Annotated in this window: 19 protein-coding genes; 9 read left to right on the forward strand and 10 right to left on the reverse strand. The window is 60.2% G+C overall.

The window, feature by feature from the left end; all coding sequences use genetic code 11:
* Positions 1-199 precede the first annotated feature (199 nt).
* Positions 200-1,156: a glycosyl hydrolase family 5 gene (locus ACZ9BE_RS15375; RefSeq protein ID WP_476249660.1), complete on the forward strand. Its 957-nt coding sequence runs from the start codon at positions 200-202 to the stop codon at positions 1,154-1,156.
* Between the two features lie 202 nt (positions 1,157-1,358).
* Positions 1,359-2,285, forward strand: a complete 927-nt coding sequence (gene tal, locus ACZ9BE_RS15380) for a transaldolase (protein WP_016775468.1) — start codon at positions 1,359-1,361, stop codon at positions 2,283-2,285.
* Positions 2,286-2,499: 214 nt separating this feature from the next.
* Here the strand turns inward: tal and rssC are convergent, their stop codons facing one another.
* From rssC to ACZ9BE_RS15395, 3 genes are all read right to left on the reverse strand, one after another.
* Positions 2,500-2,982, reverse strand: a complete 483-nt coding sequence (rssC, locus tag ACZ9BE_RS15385) for an anti-sigma factor antagonist RssC (RefSeq protein ID WP_003226553.1) — start codon at positions 2,980-2,982, stop codon at positions 2,500-2,502.
* On the reverse strand, positions 2,982-4,163 hold the full coding sequence (rssB, locus tag ACZ9BE_RS15390) for a two-component system response regulator RssB (protein ID WP_041477317.1): 1,182 nt from the start codon (positions 4,161-4,163) through the stop codon (positions 2,982-2,984). The genes rssC and rssB overlap by 1 nt, the downstream gene beginning before the upstream one ends.
* 346 nt (positions 4,164-4,509) lie before the next feature.
* Positions 4,510-5,199, reverse strand: a complete 690-nt coding sequence (locus ACZ9BE_RS15395) for an MlaA family lipoprotein (protein WP_016775470.1) — start codon at positions 5,197-5,199, stop codon at positions 4,510-4,512.
* A gap of 199 nt (positions 5,200-5,398) precedes the next feature.
* Here ACZ9BE_RS15395 and ACZ9BE_RS15400 point away from each other — a divergent pair, with 199 nt between their 5' ends.
* Together ACZ9BE_RS15400 and ACZ9BE_RS15405 are read left to right on the forward strand one after the other, a co-directional pair.
* Complete coding sequence (locus tag ACZ9BE_RS15400; protein WP_150634833.1) at positions 5,399-6,019, forward strand: HAD family phosphatase; 621 nt, start codon at positions 5,399-5,401, stop codon at positions 6,017-6,019.
* A gap of 108 nt (positions 6,020-6,127) precedes the next feature.
* The gene (locus tag ACZ9BE_RS15405; protein WP_056791483.1) at positions 6,128-6,394 is read left to right on the forward strand and encodes a DUF4404 family protein; all 267 of its coding nucleotides are present in this window, start codon (positions 6,128-6,130) and stop codon (positions 6,392-6,394) included.
* A gap of 187 nt (positions 6,395-6,581) precedes the next feature.
* Here ACZ9BE_RS15405 and queF read toward each other — a convergent pair whose 3' ends face one another.
* Together queF and copI are read right to left on the reverse strand one after the other, a co-directional pair.
* Positions 6,582-7,412 carry an NADPH-dependent 7-cyano-7-deazaguanine reductase QueF gene (gene queF, locus ACZ9BE_RS15410; protein ID WP_150634831.1) on the reverse strand — a complete coding sequence of 277 codons (831 nt, stop codon included), beginning with the start codon at positions 7,410-7,412 and terminating at the stop codon, positions 6,582-6,584.
* A gap of 61 nt (positions 7,413-7,473) precedes the next feature.
* Positions 7,474-8,007 (reverse strand): copper-resistant cuproprotein CopI, encoded by a 534-nt coding sequence (gene copI, locus ACZ9BE_RS15415; protein ID WP_056791490.1) that lies wholly within the window; start codon positions 8,005-8,007, stop codon positions 7,474-7,476.
* 166 nt (positions 8,008-8,173) lie between these two features.
* Here copI and ACZ9BE_RS15420 point away from each other — a divergent pair, with 166 nt between their 5' ends.
* The gene (locus ACZ9BE_RS15420; RefSeq protein ID WP_252868006.1) at positions 8,174-8,854 is read left to right on the forward strand and encodes a heavy metal response regulator transcription factor; all 681 of its coding nucleotides are present in this window, start codon (positions 8,174-8,176) and stop codon (positions 8,852-8,854) included.
* On the forward strand, positions 8,854-10,200 hold the full coding sequence (locus ACZ9BE_RS15425) for a heavy metal sensor histidine kinase (protein ID WP_476249661.1): 1,347 nt from the start codon (positions 8,854-8,856) through the stop codon (positions 10,198-10,200). Before ACZ9BE_RS15420 ends, ACZ9BE_RS15425 begins: the two co-directional genes overlap by 1 nt.
* Before the next feature lie 119 nt (positions 10,201-10,319).
* Here ACZ9BE_RS15425 and ACZ9BE_RS15430 read toward each other — a convergent pair whose 3' ends face one another.
* The 3 genes from ACZ9BE_RS15430 to ACZ9BE_RS15440 all read right to left on the reverse strand — a co-directional run bounded on the left by ACZ9BE_RS15430 (position 10,320) and on the right by ACZ9BE_RS15440 (position 13,569).
* Positions 10,320-11,564 carry a lipoprotein-releasing ABC transporter permease subunit gene (locus ACZ9BE_RS15430; protein WP_310217257.1) on the reverse strand — a complete coding sequence of 415 codons (1,245 nt, stop codon included), beginning with the start codon at positions 11,562-11,564 and terminating at the stop codon, positions 10,320-10,322.
* Positions 11,565-11,627: 63 nt separating this feature from the next.
* A complete protein-coding gene (gene lolD / locus ACZ9BE_RS15435) occupies positions 11,628-12,326 on the reverse strand; it encodes a lipoprotein-releasing ABC transporter ATP-binding protein LolD (RefSeq protein ID WP_024013628.1) in 699 nt (232 codons plus the stop codon).
* Positions 12,319-13,569 carry a lipoprotein-releasing ABC transporter permease subunit gene (locus ACZ9BE_RS15440; protein ID WP_041477329.1) on the reverse strand — a complete coding sequence of 417 codons (1,251 nt, stop codon included), beginning with the start codon at positions 13,567-13,569 and terminating at the stop codon, positions 12,319-12,321. Before ACZ9BE_RS15440 ends, lolD begins: the two co-directional genes overlap by 8 nt.
* A gap of 94 nt (positions 13,570-13,663) precedes the next feature.
* Between ACZ9BE_RS15440 and ACZ9BE_RS15445 the strand changes: the two genes are divergently transcribed.
* Positions 13,664-14,245 carry a PilZ domain-containing protein gene (locus ACZ9BE_RS15445; protein ID WP_016775478.1) on the forward strand — a complete coding sequence of 194 codons (582 nt, stop codon included), beginning with the start codon at positions 13,664-13,666 and terminating at the stop codon, positions 14,243-14,245.
* A 14-nt stretch (positions 14,246-14,259) separates the two neighbouring features.
* Positions 14,260-14,982, forward strand: a complete 723-nt coding sequence (locus tag ACZ9BE_RS15450; RefSeq protein WP_041477331.1) for a glycerophosphodiester phosphodiesterase — start codon at positions 14,260-14,262, stop codon at positions 14,980-14,982.
* A gap of 42 nt (positions 14,983-15,024) precedes the next feature.
* Here the strand turns inward: ACZ9BE_RS15450 and sthA are convergent, their stop codons facing one another.
* Complete coding sequence (gene sthA / locus ACZ9BE_RS15455; RefSeq protein ID WP_039760770.1) at positions 15,025-16,419, reverse strand: Si-specific NAD(P)(+) transhydrogenase; 1,395 nt, start codon at positions 16,417-16,419, stop codon at positions 15,025-15,027.
* 201 nt (positions 16,420-16,620) lie between these two features.
* Positions 16,621-17,667, reverse strand: a complete 1,047-nt coding sequence (locus tag ACZ9BE_RS15460; RefSeq protein ID WP_310217266.1) for an FAD:protein FMN transferase — start codon at positions 17,665-17,667, stop codon at positions 16,621-16,623.
* Between the two features lie 75 nt (positions 17,668-17,742).
* Here ACZ9BE_RS15460 and tcuC point away from each other — a divergent pair, with 75 nt between their 5' ends.
* Positions 17,743-19,041 (forward strand): MFS transporter, encoded by a 1,299-nt coding sequence (tcuC, locus tag ACZ9BE_RS15465; protein WP_041477332.1) that lies wholly within the window; start codon positions 17,743-17,745, stop codon positions 19,039-19,041.
* The last annotated feature ends 30 nt before the right edge of the window (positions 19,042-19,071 follow it).

Consider the following 19,071-nt stretch of genomic DNA (forward strand, 5'->3'; position numbering starts at 1 on the left):
CCTGTTAGTACAGGAACATTAAGTACCACAGCGTTTTAAGCCGCCCCAACCACAATTAGCGGACTAAAAATAACTGTGATTTTCAGTTGCTGTTTTCCTGACAAAAAATAACATTCGCGCACTTAGTGCCATCACCGTTATCGGAAATTGAGTAACGGGATAAATATTCGTAGTTGTCATTCTCTTCAGGAGAGCAGACATGAAAACAGCACAGCGCAATAAACTCGCCGCCCTCGCCCTGATGGCGCTCGGTGCCACCAGCCAGGTTCACGCCAGTGAGCTGTTCCCCAACCTTCCAGCTAAAACCATCGGCGTGCAGGTGAAAATCCAGAGCTTTACCGCCGCCGATGCCGCGCAGATCAAGGCAGCAGGCTTCAGCTTTGTACGCTTCGGTGTGTGGAGCGACAGCCTCACCGCCAAGACTTATCAGAAACAGGTCAGCGACGCCTTCGCCGCCGCCGCTTCCGCCGGCCTGCCGGTGCTGCTGACGGTGCGCGCGATCAAGGCACTGCCGGCCACTTCGCCCGAGGAACTGAACGCCGCCGGCGGTAAGTTCGCCAACACCGTGACCGGGCTGGAAAAATCCTGGAGCTCGCAATTGGTGGCGATCGAAATATGGAACGAACCGGACCTGGAAACCTATTGGCCGACGCGCAATTTCGACACCACCTTCGTGCCGTTCATGGCTGGCATGTGCAAGGCCTTCGAAGCTCAGCCACAGACGACACCACGGGTCGGTTTCGGCTTCGCCCGGCCGCCAAGCGCGGGCTCGGCGTCGACGGTGGCGATGAAAAGCATCGTCAGCGATTACCCCAAATGCTTGAACGCCGTGTCCTACCACCCTTACGGCATGACCGCCACGCAGATCAGCAACGCGCAGACCTTCATCCAGCAGAACTTCAATCTGCCGGGGGTCATCAGTGAATGGGGGGTTTCGGCCCTCGCCTCCAACGGCGGTCCTGAGGGGCAAGCGACCAAGATCAACGCGTTTATTACCGACGTGAAACGCCTCAATATTCCCCTGACCTCTATCTATGAATGGCGGAACAGTGATTCCGGCAGCAACGATCGCGAGAAGAACTTCGGCTTTCTCACCTCTGACGGCCAGCCAAAACCGGCGCGGTTATCCGTGGAAGGTGTGTTGAACGCTGAGTAGAGCTCGAGCAACCGGCCTGTTCACAGGTCGGTTGCTTTGAACCTGTGGGCTGTTTTGGCATCGTATTCAGCGACACCGCGCCCCGCCTTTCAAACAATCGTTTTCAGGTTGTTGCCGCAGGGGCCATCGATCCACCAATGCACCCTTGAGTGCCCGTCAGCGCTCGGGTAATGTCTTCAGACCCATAGGATAGAGCACGCCCATGACTTCCAAGCTGGAACAACTCAAACAGTTCACCACCGTGGTTGCCGACACCGGCGACTTCGAAGCGATCGCCCGAGTCAAACCGACCGATGCCACCACCAACCCTTCCCTGCTGCTCAAGGCTTCGGCGATTCACGGTTACGCCGAACTGCTGAACGATTGCGTTCGCGACTGCAAGGGCGATGTAGGCCTGGCCAGCGACCGTTTCGGCGTCGCAGTGGGCAAGGAAATTCTCAACGTGGTTCCAGGCCGCATCTCCACCGAAGTGGATGCGCGCCTGTCCTTCGACCAGGATGCGATCCTCAAGCGTGCGCATCGCCTGATCGAGCTGTACGACAAGGCCGGCGTTGGCCGTGACCGCGTGCTGATCAAGATCGCCTCGACCTGGGAAGGCATCCGCGCCGCCGAGATCCTCGAGAAGGAAGGCATCCAGACCAACCTGACCCTGCTGTTCTCTTTCGCCCAGGCCGCCGCCTGCGCCGATGCCGGGGTGTTCCTGATTTCGCCGTTCGTGGGCCGTATCTACGACTGGTACAAGAAGGCCAACGGCAACGACTACACCGGCGCCGATGATCCGGGCGTGCAGTCGGTGACGCGCATCTACAACTACTACAAGGCCAACGACTACAAGACCGTGGTCATGGGCGCGAGCTTCCGTAACATCAACCAGATCGAGCAACTGGCTGGCTGCGATCGCCTGACCATCAGCCCGGAACTGCTGGAGAAGCTCGCCGCCGACACCGGCAAGCTGGAACGCAAACTGGCGCCGGGCAATGCCGGTGAAGCACGTCTGAGCCTCAACGAAGCGCAATTCCGCTGGTTGTCCAACGAAGACGCGATGGCCACCGAGAAACTGGCTGAAGGCATCCGTCAGTTCGCCCGCGACCAGGAGAAGCTGGAAGCGTTGCTGCAGGCCAAGCTGTGATTTGATTTTGTAGAACGCAAAAAGGGCGAACCTGTGAGGGTTCGCCCTTTTTCATTTGCCTGCACTGATAAATGTATCGACCGACCCGACGCCATCGCGGGCAAGCCCGCTCCCACAGGGTATGTGGAGAACCTAAGTTTGAGGTTTCACGCGATCATTGTGGGAGCGGGCTTGCCCGCGATGAGGCCAGCCCAGACACCATCAATTCATGAGGTCAGTGTCTTTCCAGGGCATTGACCAGATCATGAAACGCTTCACGATTGGAATCGTTCAGGCCCATGAGAATCTTGTGCGCTTCCAGCACCTTGATTCGCACCACTTCTTCGGACTGGTCCTGATCCGGCAGGTCGTCCAGGCACTCCGGGCACGGCACCGGGTGGTTGACGATGTTGAACACCTGCTCGAAGCCCATCGACTGCAAAAGCCGAGTGATGTCTTCGTGGGTGGTGACAACCGTCGGCAACAGGCCGACCTTCTGCCGCGACAGGATCGACAGTTTGGCCAGCAGGCCCAGGGTGGTGCTGTCGATGCTGCGGGTTTCGGTCAAATCGATCACGATCGCGTTGAAATTCAGCGCGGTGAAGATTTTCTCAATAGTCGCATCCAACGCCGAACACAGGGTCAGGCGAACTTCACCGACGAACTTCAGGACAAAGGTGCCGTCCTGCTCGGCGAACTGGATTCTACCGGTACTCATTAAAGATTCCTGCTCAACACCAACAGGGCGATATCATCCGGCATCTCCCCTAGCGTGGCCAAACCAAACACTTGCCGCAGACCATCCAGGCTGCCGCCCGCTGACTTCACCCGTTCGGGCAAAGCAGCCTCTTTTTCTTTGAGCGTTGCTTCCGGCAAAAGGTCCAGAATGCCATCAGACATCAGCGTCAGGCTGAACGTCGGCGGCAGCTCAAGCACGTGGTCTTCGTAGGTGGCTTCGTTGAAAAGCCCCACCGGCAGACCACGGCCTTCGAGATAACGAACACTGTCAGGCGTGTACAACACAGGCAAAGGCAGATGGCCGCCGATGCTATAGGTCAACAAACCGGTCTCCTCGTCGATGACTCCACCGACCATTGTGACGTGTTTACCCAGCTTACAACTGATCAGCCCCCGGTTGATATGACCGAGCACTTCCGAAGGTTTGAACTCCGGCAAGGTACCGCTGCGTTTCGATTCGAAGAGCAGACGCGTGGTCATGAACTTCAGCAGCACGGTGACGAAGGCTGATGACGCGCCATGCCCGGAAACATCCGCCAGATAAAACGCGACCCGGCGCTCGTCAACGCGGAAATAGTCGACAAAATCACCCGACAGGTACAGCGACGGGATGATCTGGTGGGCAAAATTGAATTCGTCAATGCTCCACGGGCTTTCCGGCAGCATGTTCATCTGCACCTGGCGACCGGCGTTCTGGTCTTCCTGGAGCAGGTTCAGGCTGGCTTCGAGCTCGCGGTTGGCCTTTTCCAGCTTCTCGCTGTAGCGCTGGTTTTCCAGCAGCAGCCGCGCACGATCCAGGGCCCGGCGCACGGAGTGCTCGAGCACAGCCAGATCTTCGAGAGGCTTGATCAGGTAATCCGCCGCACCAAGGCGCAGGGCCTCGACTGCGTCGTTCATCACCCCGGCACCCGAGACCACGATCACCGGCGTCTCCGGTGAGCGCTCGGTAACCTGACGGATCAGTTCGAGACCGCCCATCTGCGGCATGCGCAGATCGCAGATGACCAGATCGGGCTCGTCTTGCTCGAATACCTGAAGACCCTGTTGACCGTTGCCGGCCTGCAGGACGCTGAAACCACTGTCTTCCAGATAGGCCGCGAGGCTCGCGCGCACTACCTCGTCATCATCGATTATCAGCAGCGTGGCACTGGTTTTTGGCATGTGGGCAAACGGCGCCAGAATTAGGTTGGCGTAGTGAGCGGGGGCAACGGCCCTGCGCAGACTACTGGATTCGCTTTCTAGCCTCTCTGTTGCAGCGCTTTCAAGCATTCGCCTGGCGCGCGGTTTTAAACAGAGGTGCCCTTCTAAGGCGCAGACGGTACTCCCATCCGCAGAGCGTTTCAAGCATGCGCCGATTGTCGCTTGACGACTTTGTTTGTCAAATCACCGGGAGTTATAAGAACCGCTCCAACGGTAACCCGATGGAAGGTAGCGGCAGTCGCAGGCGACACTCTGGCGCGGACAAAAAAGGCGACCCGAGGGCCGCCTTTTTCATCACCGGTCAAAATCAGAAATCGTCTTCAACCTGACCGTCCTTCACCTTGAACTCGCGGTTCTGCAGGTAAGCGTTGCGGATGAAGGTATATTTGTCGCCGCTGATCAGCTTCTCGCTCGACAGCAGGCTGGCGCGGGTGTCGACGATGTTCAGGCCGAAGATCGAGTTACGCGTCGGCACGTGGTCGATGTAGCGGTACGCGCCGGTGAAGCTGTCGACATATTTCGACGGTGCGTCACGCAGGGTGCTCGGCCCCATCAGCGGCAGCATAACGTACGGGCCGCTGCCCACGCCCCAGTAACCGAGGGTCTGACCGAAGTCTTCGTCGCTGCGGTTCAAGCCCATCTTGGTGCCGACATCAAAGAAGCCGAGCAGACCGAAGGTGGTGTTGAAGATCAGTCGGGCGGTATCAACGCCCGCCGCAGCCGGTTTGGCCTGGAGAATGTTGTTCGCCAGGTTGGTCACGTCACCGACGTTGCGGAACATATTGTGAATGCCGTCTTCAACGAACTGCGGGGTGATGAACTCATAACCCTGGGCCAGTGGCTTCAGCGCGTAGGTGTCAACGAAGTCGTTGAACTGGAAAATCGGCCGGTTGACGCTTTCCCAAGGGTCTTCTTCGGTGGCCGCCTGGGTGGCGAACGGCGCCAGCAACAGGCTGGCACATACACTTAGCTGAGTGAGCGAAGGGCTCCAGCGCATAGAAAAACTCCTTGGATTCGATACTGGCGCGGTCCTCTCGGCCCGGGCATTAAGGCCGCTAGTATAAGCGTAAACGGCGATTTGGGCAGTGCGCCGCTGCAACGATATGCAGGAAGTTTCCTACGCAGGCTTTCACCCGCCTGTCATGCAACTGTCACCCCAGTGCCTTAGTCTTGAGCGTTATTTCAGGGACGTTGCCATGACTCACGCCGAAACCTTGCCCGTCGCCGCGCCCGGCCTGACTGCCGTGCTGTTCGGCCTGAGCGGTTGCCTGGTGGATTTCGGTGCCCGCGCCGCGCGAGAGCTCAACTCCCAGCCGGAACATGCCAAAACTACACCGGGCGCACTCGATAGCCTGAAAAGTTTGCAGCGCCAGGGAATTCCCTGCGCGTGGCTCGACGAATTGCCCCCTGCCCTCGCTCAGCCACTGGCCGCGTCGCTGCCGGACTGGATCAAACCGACGCAACATTCAGCAACAATGAATCCATGGCCAGCGCCCAACGCGTGCTGGCAGGCGTTGATGAGTTTGAACATCGACCGCCTCGACGGTTGCGTGCTGGTCAGTGGTGAGCCGCGCCTGTTACAGGCCGGTCTGAATGCCGGGTTATGGACGATTGGCCTGGCGTCCTGTGGCTCGCTATGCGGCCTGAGCCCGAGCGAGTGGCAGGCGCTCTCGCAAAAGGAACGCGAAAAGTTGCGCGGCAAGGCAACCGTGCAGTTGTTCGGCCTGGGCGTGCATTCGGTAATCGATCATCTCGGCGAACTGGACGCCTGCCTCGCCGACATCAGCTTGCGCCGCGCCAAAGGCGAAAAGCCCTGACCGGCGTCATGCAGGTTTACCGAGAGTGGATTAATCTAAAGGTCAGCCATAGACCTTTGGCGCGTGGCTGCGGTCAATGCCAGTGCCTATTGATAAAAGGAAACCACCATGCCCGCCCGACGAGAACTGCAGGATCAGCTCAACACCTTGCGTGATCAATTGGAGCAGAACCCGCCTCTGTCCGAGTCTGAACGTGAAAACTTACACCGGTTGATGGCGCAGATCGAAGCAGAAATTCAATTGGAAAATCAGCTACAGGACAACAACCTGGTGGACGGGGTGAACCTTGCCGTGGAGCGCTTCGAAGTCGAACACCCGGCGATCGCCGGCACCCTGCGCAACATCGTCAACGCGCTGGGCAGCATGGGCATCTGACGCCCCGCCGCACAAAAAAGCCCTGCCAGCGATGGCAGGGCTTTTTCATTTGCAAAATGTGCATGCAAGCCCTTGTGGGAGCGAGCCTGCTCGCGAAGGCGTCGTGTCAGTCGACATCATCGTTTAATGACACACCGCATTCGCGAGCAGACTCGCTTCCACATTGGATGTCGCACATTCAGGATCTTTATTGACGTACGAGCCGATGATTCGGCAGTTGTACGCTTTCGGTACTGCGATACGGATTGATATCCAGCCCACCCCGGCGAACGTAACGTGCAAACACGGTGAGCTTTTCAGGTTTCAACAACCGCTGCAGATCGAGGAAAATCCGCTCAACGCATTGTTCATGGAAGTCCGAATGCTGGCGGAAGCTGACGATGTACTCCAGCAGGCTGGCGTGATCCAGCGCCGCGCCGCGATATTCCACCACGACGCTGCCCCAGTCCGGCTGGCTGGTCACCGGGCAGTTGGATTTGAGCAGGTGGCTGTGCACGCTCTCCTCGACCACGCGCGAATTGTCGCAACGCAGCAGCTCCGGACGCGGATGCTCATAGTTGCTCACGCTGATATCCAGATCGTCGATGCACACGCCCGGCAACGCCACCACGCCTTCGGCTTCGACGTCCTTCAGACTGCGAACCCGAACGCCCACAGGTTTACCGGCAGCGGCGGACAGATCCTTGACCAGCGTCGCTTGCAATGTGGCAACGTCGGCGAACGGCGTCTGGTTCAGCGAGTTGAGGTAGAGCTTGAACGACTTCGATTCGATGATGTTCGGCGAGTCCGCCGGGATGCTGAATTCAGCGATCGCCACCACCGGTTTGCCCGAGGGCAGCAGCCACGACAGCTCGAAGCAGTTCCAGAAATCCACGCCTTTATACGGCAGGGTTTCGGCGGTCAGGCCCAGCTCGGCCCATTTCGCGGTGCGCGGAATCGGGAACAGCAGGGACGGCGTGTAGGTGGCGATGTATTCGCTGGATTTGCCCAGCGGCGAATGTTCGGCTGCGGGATGCATGGCGGAAACCTGACTGAAGAATCAGCGGATTCTACCAGCCTTTGCCCGCGCCTTTGAGTGCTTACTGACTGACTGTCAGTTTGCCGACCATGCCCGCCTGATAATGCCCGGGGATATTGCAGGCAAACTCGAGCGCCGTGGCCTTGCTGAAGGTCCAGGTCAACTCGGCGGTTTTACCGGGCTCGACCAGCACGCTGTTGGGGTCGTCATGCTGCATGCCGTGGCCCATCGCCGCGTGATTCATGCCCGCCATGTCGTGGGACATTTCTTTCATGCCGGTAGGCGTAAGCATGCCGCTTTGCTGCATCTGCAACATTTCCTGCTGGTGACTGGCATGCATCGCCGCATCACCGAGGTTGAATTCATGCAGCAACTGGCCTTTATTCACCAGTACAAAGCGAACCGTCTCACCGGCCTTGACCTGTATGGCTTTCGGGTCGAAGTTCATGTCGCCCATGACGATTTCGATACTGCGCGTAGCCTGGCTCGCCGCTGCCGGCTGGCCGAAGGCGAAGGTGTGCGCGGGTGCCGCCCAGGCTGGCGAACTCAATGCCAGCAGACAGGTGGCTATTTTCAGCGAGGTGCGCAAAAACATGGTCGTACTCCAACAAGACAAGGTTCAGCCTGTGGGAAACTCTAACCACCCAGTGCTGGCATCGACCTGACAGGCAGATTACAACTTTGTCAGCTTGGCGCTTATCGCCGGATCTCACGGTATAACGCCCTCGCCCTTCCAAATACCAACCCCGCCCGAGTCGCCCATGAAACTGTTGATCGTCGAAGACCAAGCGAAAACCGGCCAATACCTGCGTCAGGGCCTGACCGAGGCCGGATTCAATACCGAGCTGGTGGCCGATGGCATCAGCGGCCAGCAATTGGCCTTGAGCGGCGATTACGCGCTGTTGATCCTCGATGTGATGCTGCCCGGGCGCAGTGGCTGGCAGATTCTGCAAGCGGTGCGCCGCGCTGGCCTCGAAACGCCGGTACTTTTTCTCACCGCCAAAGACGCCGTGGAGGACAGGGTTCACGGCCTCGAACTGGGCGCCGACGATTATCTGGTCAAGCCATTCGCCTTCTCCGAATTGCTCGCCCGGGTGCGCAGCCTGTTGCGACGCGGCAGCGCAATCGCCCAGGAAACCAGCCTGCAACTGGCCGATCTGCGCCTGGATCTGATCCGCCGCCGGGTCGAACGCAGCGGCCAGCGCATCGACCTGACCGCCAAGGAATTCGCCCTGCTGGAAATGCTCCTGCGCCGCCAGGGTGAAGTGTTGCCGAAGTCGCTGATCGCTTCGCAGGTCTGGGACATGAATTTTGACAGCGACACCAACGTCATCGAAGTGGCGATCCGCCGCTTGCGCCTGAAGATCGACGATGACTTCCCCAACAAGCTGATCCACACCGTGCGCGGCATGGGTTACGTGCTCGAAGAGCGTTCGCTGTGATGCGTAGCCTGTCCTTGAGCACGCGCCTGGCCCTGTTGTTTGCCGCCTGCACTGCGGTGGTCTCGCTGTTCGCCGGGGTGCTGTTCGACCGCGCCAGCGAGGCGCACTTCATCGAACTCGATCAGCAACAACTGGAGACGAAACTGATCGGCCTGCGCCTCGCCTTGCAGGATCTCCAACCTGCCCAGCGCGAGGCGCGGCTGGCCGATGAACTCAGCCGTCAGGCGGATCTGTCATTGCGCATCACCAGTGGCGACGGGCAGCACTGGTACGACAGCTCGGTGCAGATTCCGAAGAATCTGCCCCTGCAAACCGGCCTGTCGACCATCAGCCATGACGGCACCGATTACCGCGTGCTGCGCGCCCCGCTCTATCCAGACACAGCGGATTCGCCGCAACTGACGCTGCTGCTGGACATCACCCATCACCAGCATTTTCTTACGCGCATGCAGCATCTGATCTGGCTGACCGTCGGCCTGTCGGCGCTGGCTACTGCCGTGCTCGGGGCCTGGGCCGCGCGCAGCGGTCTGCGCCCGTTGCGGCGGATGAGCGCAGTGGCCCGTGGGATTTCTGCGCAATCGCTCAACGCCCGACTGCCTGAAGAGAAGATGCCACCAGAGCTTGCAGAAATGGCCTACAGCTTCAACGCCATGCTCGCACGCCTCGACGACTCGTTTCAGCGCCTCTCGGCGTTCTCCGCCGACATCGCCCATGAACTGCGCACACCGTTGTCGAATCTGCTGACCCACACCCAGGTCACCCTCACCCGCCCCCGGGCACTGGAGGATTACCGCGAAGCGCTGCACAGCAACCTCGAAGAACTGCAATGGATGGCGCAACTGGTCAACGACATGCTCTACCTGGCCAAGGCTGACCACGGCTTGCTGATGCCCAAGCGCGAACCACTGGAGCTGGCGGATGAGGCCGACATGTTGCTGGAGTTTTTTGCGCCATTGGCGGAAGACGCTGGCGTGAGCTTGAGCCGTGAAGGTGAGGCGCGTATCGAAGGTGATCGCGGCATGTTGCGCCGGGCCTTGTCGAACCTGCTGGATAACGCACTGCGGTTTACCCCGGCCGAGGGTTATGTGCGCTTGAGCATCGTCGACGAGGGGGAAACCGTGCGCGTCTGCGTCGAGAACAGTGGCGAGGGTATTTCCGCGCAATTACTGCCACGTCTGTTCGACCGCTTCTATCGAGCGGATCCGGCGCGGCAGGAAGGCAGCAGTGAGCATGCGGGGTTGGGGCTGGCGATTACTCAGTCGATCGTGCGGGCACATGGCGGGCAGATTCGTTGTGAATCTGAAGCGGGTTGGACGCGGTTTGTGATCGAGTTGCCTCGGACCTGATCGTTCCCACGCTCTGCGTGGGAATGCAGCCCGGGACGCTCCGCGTCCCTTCAAGAGCCGAACGCAGAGCGTCCGTTGAGGCATTCCCACGCAGAGCGTGGGAACGAGCATGGAGTCGCTTACGAATATCTCAAGGCATGCGCCGGTTCGATCTTCGCCGCCCGCCACGCCGGATACACCGTCGCCAGGAAGCTCAGGATGAAACCCGCCGAGCAGATCAACAGCACATCCCCACCCTGCAATTCCGAGGGCAGGTTGCTGACGAAATACACGTCCGAACTGAAGATATGCTGGCCGGTCACACGCTCGATCCAGCCGACCAGTTCGCTGACATTGAGCGCCGCAATCACGCCCAGCACGCCGCCAATGATGGTGCCGACAATACCGATCACCGTGCCCTGCACCATGAAGATCGCCATGATCTGCCGTGGTGTGGCGCCGATCGTGCGCAGGATCGCGATGTCGGCGCCCTTGTCGTTCACCACCATGATCAGCGTCGCGATGATGTTGAACGCCGCAACCGCGACGATCATCAGCAACAGCAGGCCGATCATGGTTTTTTCCATCTTCATCGCGCTGAACAGGCTGCCCTGGGTGTGAGTCCAGTCGTCAGCCTTGAAGTCAGCACCGAGGCCACCGGCAATGTCCGCAGACACCTTCGGCGCGGCGTACAGATCCTTGACCGCCAGCCGCACGCTCTGCACCTGATTCGGCTGCCAGTGCTGCATGGTCGCGGCGTCGGCGACGTGAATCAGGCCCATCGAGCCGTCCAGCTCGGCGCCGACCTTGAACACGCCAACCACATTCAGGCGCTGCATGCGCGGGGTGATACCGCCCGGCGCGGTGCTGACTTCCGGGACGATCAGAGTGATCTTGTCGCCGACATTGAGGCGGAAACGCCGCGCGGTGATTTCACCGATCACCACACCGAATTCGCCCGGCTTCAAGGCATCCAGACGACCCTGGACGATGTGCTGGGCAACGATCGACACCTTGCCTTCCTGGGCCGGATCAACGCCGCTGATCTGGATCGGCTGCATCGAACCCTTGTAGGAAAGCATACCTTCCATTTCTGTGAACGGCACGGCGGCCGTCACTTCGGGATTTTTCATCGCAGCGGCAGCGACTGGCTGCCAGTCATCGATCGGCTTGACGCCAACGATGGTCGCATGGGGCACCATGCCGAGGATGCGCGAGCTCATTTCGCGCTGAAAGCCGTTCATCACCGACAGCACCACGATCATCGCCAGCACGCCGAGGGCGAGGCCGATCATCGAGGTCATCGAAATGAACGAAACAAAGCGATTGCGGCGCTTGGCGCGGGTATAGCGCGTGCCGATAAAGATCGATAACGGTCTGAACATTCGCTGGGGCACCGTATAGAAATAAAAGACCCGGCGCCGTTACGGGCGCCGGGTTTCAGCCAGTCAGATGGGGGTCAGGCAACCTTCCTGCAACTGCAGGACGCGGTCCATCTGGCGAGCCAGGTTCATGTCGTGCGTCACCACCAGGAACGCTGTGCGCATCGAAGTGCTCAGCTCCAGCATCAGATCCTGAATGCCTTCGGCGGTATGCAGGTCAAGGTTGCCGGTTGGCTCATCGAGCATCACCAGCCCCGGGTTGTTCACCAGTGCACGGGCAATGGCCACGCGCTGACGTTCGCCGCCGGAGAGTTCCGCCGGTTTGTGTTCCAGACGATGGCCGAGACCGACGCGCTCCAGCAATGCCGTGGCACGCTGGCGCGCCTCCGGGATGGCGGTCTTGCCGATCAACAGCGGCATGCAGACGTTTTCCAGCGCGGTGAATTCCGGCAGCAAGTGGTGAAACTGGTAAACGAAACCAAGCGCGCGATTGCGCAGCAGGCCCCGCTTCTTCTCACTCAACGCCGACAGTTCTTCACCGTCGAGCCAGACGCTGCCCTTGCTCGGCGTATCGAGGCCGCCGAGCAGGTTGAGCAAGGTACTTTTGCCGGAACCGGATTTACCCACGATCGCCACACGCTCGCCCGGGTGCAACTCCAGTTGCAGGCCGGCCAGCACTTGTACCGACTCAGGCCCCTCCTCGTAGGACTTGCCCAGGTTACGGCAGCTCAGAATTGCTTGTTCACTCATGCCCGACTCACTCATAACGTAACGCCTCCGCCGGCTGGGTGCGCGCGGCACGCCAGGCGGGATACAGGGTGGCGAGGAAACTCAGGACCAACGCAGCGGCGCAGACCATGACGACGTCCTGGCTCTGTACCTGCGAAGGAAGATAATCAATGAAATACACGTCAGCATTAAGGAACTTGTGGCCGATCAGCCCTTCAAGCGCCGAAATGGCCGCACTGACATTCAGTGCCGCGAGGATCCCGACCACCGCGCCGATCGCCGTGCCGACCACGCCGATTACCGTGCCCTGAACCATGAACGTGCGCATGATCGTGCCCGGAGTGGCGCCGAGGGTACGCAGAATGGCGATGTCACCCTTCTTGTCGTTCACCACCATCACCAGCGTGGAAATGATGTTGAACGCGGCGACGGCGACGATCAGCAGCAACAGCAGCCCGATCATGGCTTTTTCCATGCGGATCGCCTGATACAGGTTGCCGTGGGTGCGGGTCCAGTCGCGGGCGTAGTAACGATCTTCGCCGAGCTGCTGGGCGATGTTCCACGCCTCGCGCGGCGCCTGGAACAGGTCGTCGAACTTCAGCCGCAGGCCCTGCACCTGATCGGCTTTCCAGCGGTGCATTTTCGCCAGATCCTGCAGATTGGTCACGCCGAGGTAGCCGTCGAGCTCACCGGCGCCGACATGGAAAATCCCGACCACGGTGAAGCGCTTCATGCGCGGGAACATCCCGGCCGGGGTCACGCTGACCTCCGGTGCGACGAAGGTGACCTTGTCACCGATGCCGACGCCGAGCTTGGTCGCGGCCTTGTCGCCGATGACGATGCCGAAGCTGCCGGGCGTCAGGTCGTCGAGTTTGCCCTGCTTCATGAAGTTGTCGATGATCGACACATTGCGCTCGAGCGCAGGATCAATGGCATTGAGCAACACCTTGGAAACCTGACCGTTGTTGGTCAGCAGGCCCTGCATCTGGGTGAACGGCGCCACCGCCGTCACCTGCCGGTTCTGCCTGACCTTGTCGGCCAGGCTTTGCCAGTCGTTGATAGGCTCACCGGTCTCGAGAGTGGCGTGGGGCACCATACCCAGCACGCGGGTGCGCATCTCATGGTCGAAGCCGTTCATCACCGACAGCACGACGATCATCACGACCACGCCAAGGGCGAGCCCGATCATCGAAGTCAGGGAAATGAATGACACAAAATGATTGCGACGCTTTGCACGGGTATAACGCGTGCCGATAAATACGAAGAGAGGTCTGAACATGTCGGGGCTTGTTCGGAGGGAAAAGGAACGTCCTTGTGGCGGGGGTCGAAAACCAGCTTTACACTCAGACCACCGCCGCTACCATGGGTTCGCCATGTCGACATTAGATGAAGAAGATCGCCGCGAATACTACCGTATCGAGGACACGATCGCACTGGAAATTCGGCCCCTGTCCGCTCCCGAAGCCGCAGGCCAGGAAGTGTTGCAGGATGCTTCCCCACTCTTCAACCTGCTCAGCGAACTGCACCTGAGCGAATTCGAGTCCCAGCACCTGCTGCGACAGATCAGCGAGCGCGACCGCGCCATCGCCGCGTTCCTCAAATCGCAGAACAAACGCATCGACCTGCTCAGCCAGGTAATCGCCCTGACGGTGCTCGGACACATCGGCGAGCCGCAGCCGGTGATCATCTCCGAGGGCGGGATCGACTTTCAGTACCCGACGCCGATTGCCACCGGCGCGCACCTGTCGGTGAAACTGGTACTGATGCCGCAGGCACTCGGCCTGCTGCTGCGCGCCCGGGTCACCCATTGCGATCCCAAGGGCGATGGCTATGACGTCGGCACCGAGTTCGAGCGCCCGACCGATGCCCAGCGCCAATTGCTCGCGCGCTACATCTTGCAGAAGCAGGCTCAGGAACGCCGTCTGGCCCGCGAACAGAACGAATCTGGCATTTAACTTAAGGAAGCACCGTGACCCTCATCTACGGCCACCGCGGCGCCAAGGGCGAAGCACCGGAAAACACCCTGAGCAGCTTTCAGGAGTGCCTCAAGCACGGCGTGCGCCGCTGCGAACTGGATCTGCACCTGTCCAAGGACGGCGAGCTGATGGTCATCCATGACCCGACGCTCAAACGCACCACCGACCGTCGCGGCAAAGTCGTCGAGCACACCGCCGCCGAACTGGTGACCTACGACGCGCGCAAGGGTGGCCCGGGCTGGATCCAGCCGTGCCCGATTCCGACGCTGGAAGAGTTGTTCGAGAAATGTGATTTCGAGCACTGGCAGCTGGAAGTCAAAAGCGCTTCACGCACCCGCGCGGCGACTACCGTGCTGGCGATTCGGGAAATGGCTCAACGGCATGGCCTGCTCGACAAGGTGACGATCACCTCGAGTTCACGGGAAGTCTTGAAGGCAGCGCTGGACCTGGTACCGGACGTATCCCGTGGCCTGGTGGCCGAATACGCCTGGCTCGATCCGTTGAAGGTGGCGGCCAGCTACGGTTGCGAAATTCTCGCGTTGAACTGGACGCTGTGTACGCCGGAACGCCTGCAGAAGGCGCAGCGTCAGGGCCTGCATGTGTCGGTGTGGACCGTCAACGAGCCTGCACTGATGCGCAGACTCGCCGACTTCGGCGTTGACAGCCTGATTACAGACTTTCCCGGTTTGGCCACTGCCACCCTTGAGAATTGCTGAAATCGGTCTCCCCGGCCGGCTCAGGCCACCGGCCGGAGCCCGTCAAAAAAGCCGGTTGAGGCCGTCGTACGCTGCGACCCGATAGGCTTCGGCCATGGTCGGGTAGTTGAACGTGGTGTTGACGAAATACTTCAGGGTGTTCAGCTCGCCCGGCTGATTCATGATCGCCTGACCGATGTGCACGATCTCCGACGCCTGATAACCGAAGCAATGCACGCCGAGCACTTCCAGCGTCTCGCGGTGGAACAGGATCTTCAGCATGCCCTGCGGCTCACCGGCAATCTGCGCCCGCGCCATGCTCTTGAAGAAGGCCTTGCCGACTTCGTACGGCACTTTGGCCTGGGTCAGCTCCTGCTCGTTCTTGCCGATCGAGCTGATCTCCGGAATGGTGTAGATGCCGGTCGGCACGTCATTGACGAAGCGCCAGCTGCCATTGTCGACGATGCTGCCAGCGGCCGAACGACCCTGGTCGTGGGCGGCACTGGCCAGGCTTGGCCAGCCGATCACGTCACCGGCGCCGTAGATGTTCTCTATGCAGGTGCGGTAGTTCTGGTCGACTTCGATCTGGCCACGGCTGTTGACCTTGACCCCGATGTTTTCCAGACCCAGCGTGTCGGTATTGCCGGTACGGCCGTTGCACCAGAGCAAGGCGTCCGCCTTGATCTTCTTGCCGGATTTCAGGTGCAGGATCACGCCGTTGTCCACGCCTTCGACGCGGTCGTACTCTTCGTTGTGACGCACGGTGATGTTGTTGTTGCTGAAGTGGTAGCTCAGCGCCTGGGAAATTTCCGAGTCAAGGAAGCTCAGCAACTGGCCACGGTTGTCGACCAGTTCGACCAGCACACCCAGACCACTGAAGATCGATGCGTATTCGCAACCGATTACACCAGCGCCGTAAACGATCAGTTTGCGCGGGGTGTGACCGAGGCTGAGGATGGTGTCGCTATCGTAGATGCGCGGGTGGTGGAAATCGATGTCCGCCGGGCGATACGGGCGCGAACCGGTGGCGATGATGATGTGCTTGGCCACCAGCTTCTCGACCACGCCGTTGCCGCAGACCACTTCGATGGTTTGCTCGTCGGCGAAGCTGCCGGTGCCGAAGAACACGTCGACGCGGTTACGGGCGTAGTAGCCGGTGCGCGAGGCGACTTGTTTGGAAATGACTTTTTCGGCGCTTTTCAACACGTCCGGGAAGGAAAACCAGCGTGGCTCGCCGATCGCGCGGAACATCGGGTTGGTGTTGAACTGCATGATCTGCCGCACCGAGTGACGCAGTGCCTTGGACGGGATGGTGCCGAGGTGGGTGCAGTTGCCGCCGACCTGACGACGGCTGTCGACCATCGCGACCTTGCGCCCCGCTTTGGCGGCGTTCATTGCCGCGCCTTCTCCCGCCGGGCCGGAACCCAGTACCACCACGTCGTAGTTGTAGACAGCCATGCGTACTCCTCAGAACAGGCCGCGGTGCCAGCAGCACCGGCGGCTAAATCACGCCGAACGGCGGCGCGAAGGAACAATTGGGGGCCAGTGAAGAACCCGGACACAGTCTATAGAAGCGTCAACGCCGCGCACATTAACCCTTGGTCGCGTCGTAGGCTACTTTTGCCTGCACTACAACGCCAGCTTTCGTCTTGTCTCCGGTCAGTTTTTTTCACCGACAAGCTGCGTAAATGCCTGACTGCTGCGGGTGACGAAACCTGTATCGGCACGCAAGACAAAGAATGCAGCAATGTCATGCTTTTGGGCATAGTCCCGTGCCCTTTCCGGCCCGAGAATCAGCAACAGCGTCGATAGTCCATCGGCCATCAACGCTGAAGGATGAATCACCGTGACTGACGCCAGATCATGTAGGACCGGCCTTCCGCTGCGCGCATCGAAGGTGTGGGAATAACGCCGACCGTCCTGCAGAAAATAATGGCGGTAGTCACCGGAGGTGGACACGCCGTAGCCATCGACATCGATAATCCGCTCGGCCACTTGCTGGTCATCGCGAGGCTCTTCGAGAGCGATGCGCCACGCTGAACCATCCGGCTTCTTGCCCCGGGCCTTGAGTTCGCCCGTGGCTTCGACCAGGTAATTGTCGATGCCCATGCCCTGCAATCTGGCGGCGATGGTATCCACGGCGTAACCGGCGGCAATGCTGTTGAAGTCGACTTCGACGGCGGCGTCCTTGCACAACCGCTCGCCATCGATGCGCAGATGCTGATGGCCGACCCGCTGCATGACCTCGGCCACAGCGGCCGCATCAGGGATCTTTTCTTCGCGTCCTTGCGGGCCGAATCCCCAGAGGTCCAGCAGCGGTTCCACGGTCAGGTCGTAGGAGCCTTCGCTTTGGATTGAAAGCTGTTCGCCGATGCGGACCAATTCGAGCACCGCTGTCGGCATGCCTTGGCAGCTATCGGCGGGCAAGGCGTTGAAACGCTCGATGACGGAGTCACTGCGGTAAGTCGACAGCTGTTGATCGACTTCACCGAGGATGGCCTGCACTTTGCTGCGCACCTGCGCAGGATCGGCGACCCCGGGGTGGCGCACGTACTTGACCGACCAGGTACTGCCCATGGTCGAGCCACCGACCTGTTCCAGGGAATCGCCGTTGCCGCAGCCGCCGATTGCCACCGCCAACACCACAAGCCCCAACCAGCGTCCAGTTAACAATTCTTCATCTCCCCGCAAAACCACGGCGGCCATTATGAACTACAAGCGCCCGCTCGCTTCCCCATGGCTGCAACGCCTTTATACAAAATTGAACAGTGAGTACCTCCCATGTCCTCCACCACGGGCAAAGGCAAAGCGATCTTTCGCGTTGTCAGCGGCAACTTCCTCGAAATGTTCGACTTCATGGTCTACGGCTTCTATGCCACGGCCATCGCCAAAACCTTCTTCCCCACCGACAGCGCGTTCGCTTCGCTGATGCTGTCGCTGGCGACCTTCGGCGCCGGCTTCCTGATGCGTCCGCTGGGGGCGATTTTCCTCGGTGCCTATATCGACCGTCACGGACGGCGCAAAGGGCTGATCATCACTTTGGCGATGATGGCCGCCGGTACAGTGCTGATTGCCTGCGTACCCGGCTACGCGACGCTCGGTGTCGCCGCGCCGCTGCTGGTGTTGTTCGGCCGTTTGCTGCAAGGCTTCTCGGCGGGCGTGGAACTGGGCGGCGTGTCGGTGTATCTGGCGGAAATTTCGACGCCGGGGCGTAAAGGCTTTTTCGTCAGTTGGCAGTCCGCCAGCCAACAGGCAGCCGTGGTGTTCGCCGGTCTGCTCGGCGTTGGCCTCAACCACTGGCTGAGCCCTGAGCAGATGGGCGAATGGGGCTGGCGCGTACCGTTTCTGATTGGCTGCATGATCGTGCCGGTGATTTTTTTCATCCGTCGCTCGCTGGAAGAAACCCCGGAGTTCCAGGCGCGCACCCACCGCCCTACCCTCGGCGAAATCGTCCGCTCGATCGGGCAGAACTTCGGCATCGTCATTGCCGGCATGGCGCTGGTGGTGATGACCACGGTGTCGTTCTACCTGATCACCGCTTACACCCCGACGTTCGGCAAGGCCGAACTGCACCTGTCTGATCTCGATGCGCTGTTGGTGACGGTGTGCATCGGCTTGTCGAACTTCTTCTGGCTACCGGTGATGGGCGCGGTATCCGACAAGATCGGCCGAAAACCCCTACTGCTGGCGGCGACGATTCTGGCGATCCTCACTGCGTATCCGGCGCTGTCGTGGCTGGTGGCGAACCCGAGCTTCAGCCATTTGCTGATTGTCGAATTGTGGCTGTCGTTCCTGTACGGCTCGTACAACGGCGCGATGGTGGTGGCGCTGACCGAGATCATGCCGGTGGAAGTGCGCACGACCGGGTTTTCCCTGGCCTACAGTTTGGCAACGGCGACGTTCGGCGGATTTACTCCGGCAGCGTGCACCTATCTGATTCATGTGCTGGACAACAAGGCAGCACCGGGCATCTGGCTCAGTGGCGCGGCGGTGTTGGGGTTGATTGCGACGTTGGTGTTGTTCCGTGGCAACCGGCATGAGTTGCGCACGGCGCAGGCCTCGGTAGCCAGCGGCGCCTGACAGAATGCTTTCGCGAGCAGGCTCGCTCCC

It is taken from the genome of Pseudomonas sp. TE9122 (genome assembly GCF_056278925.1).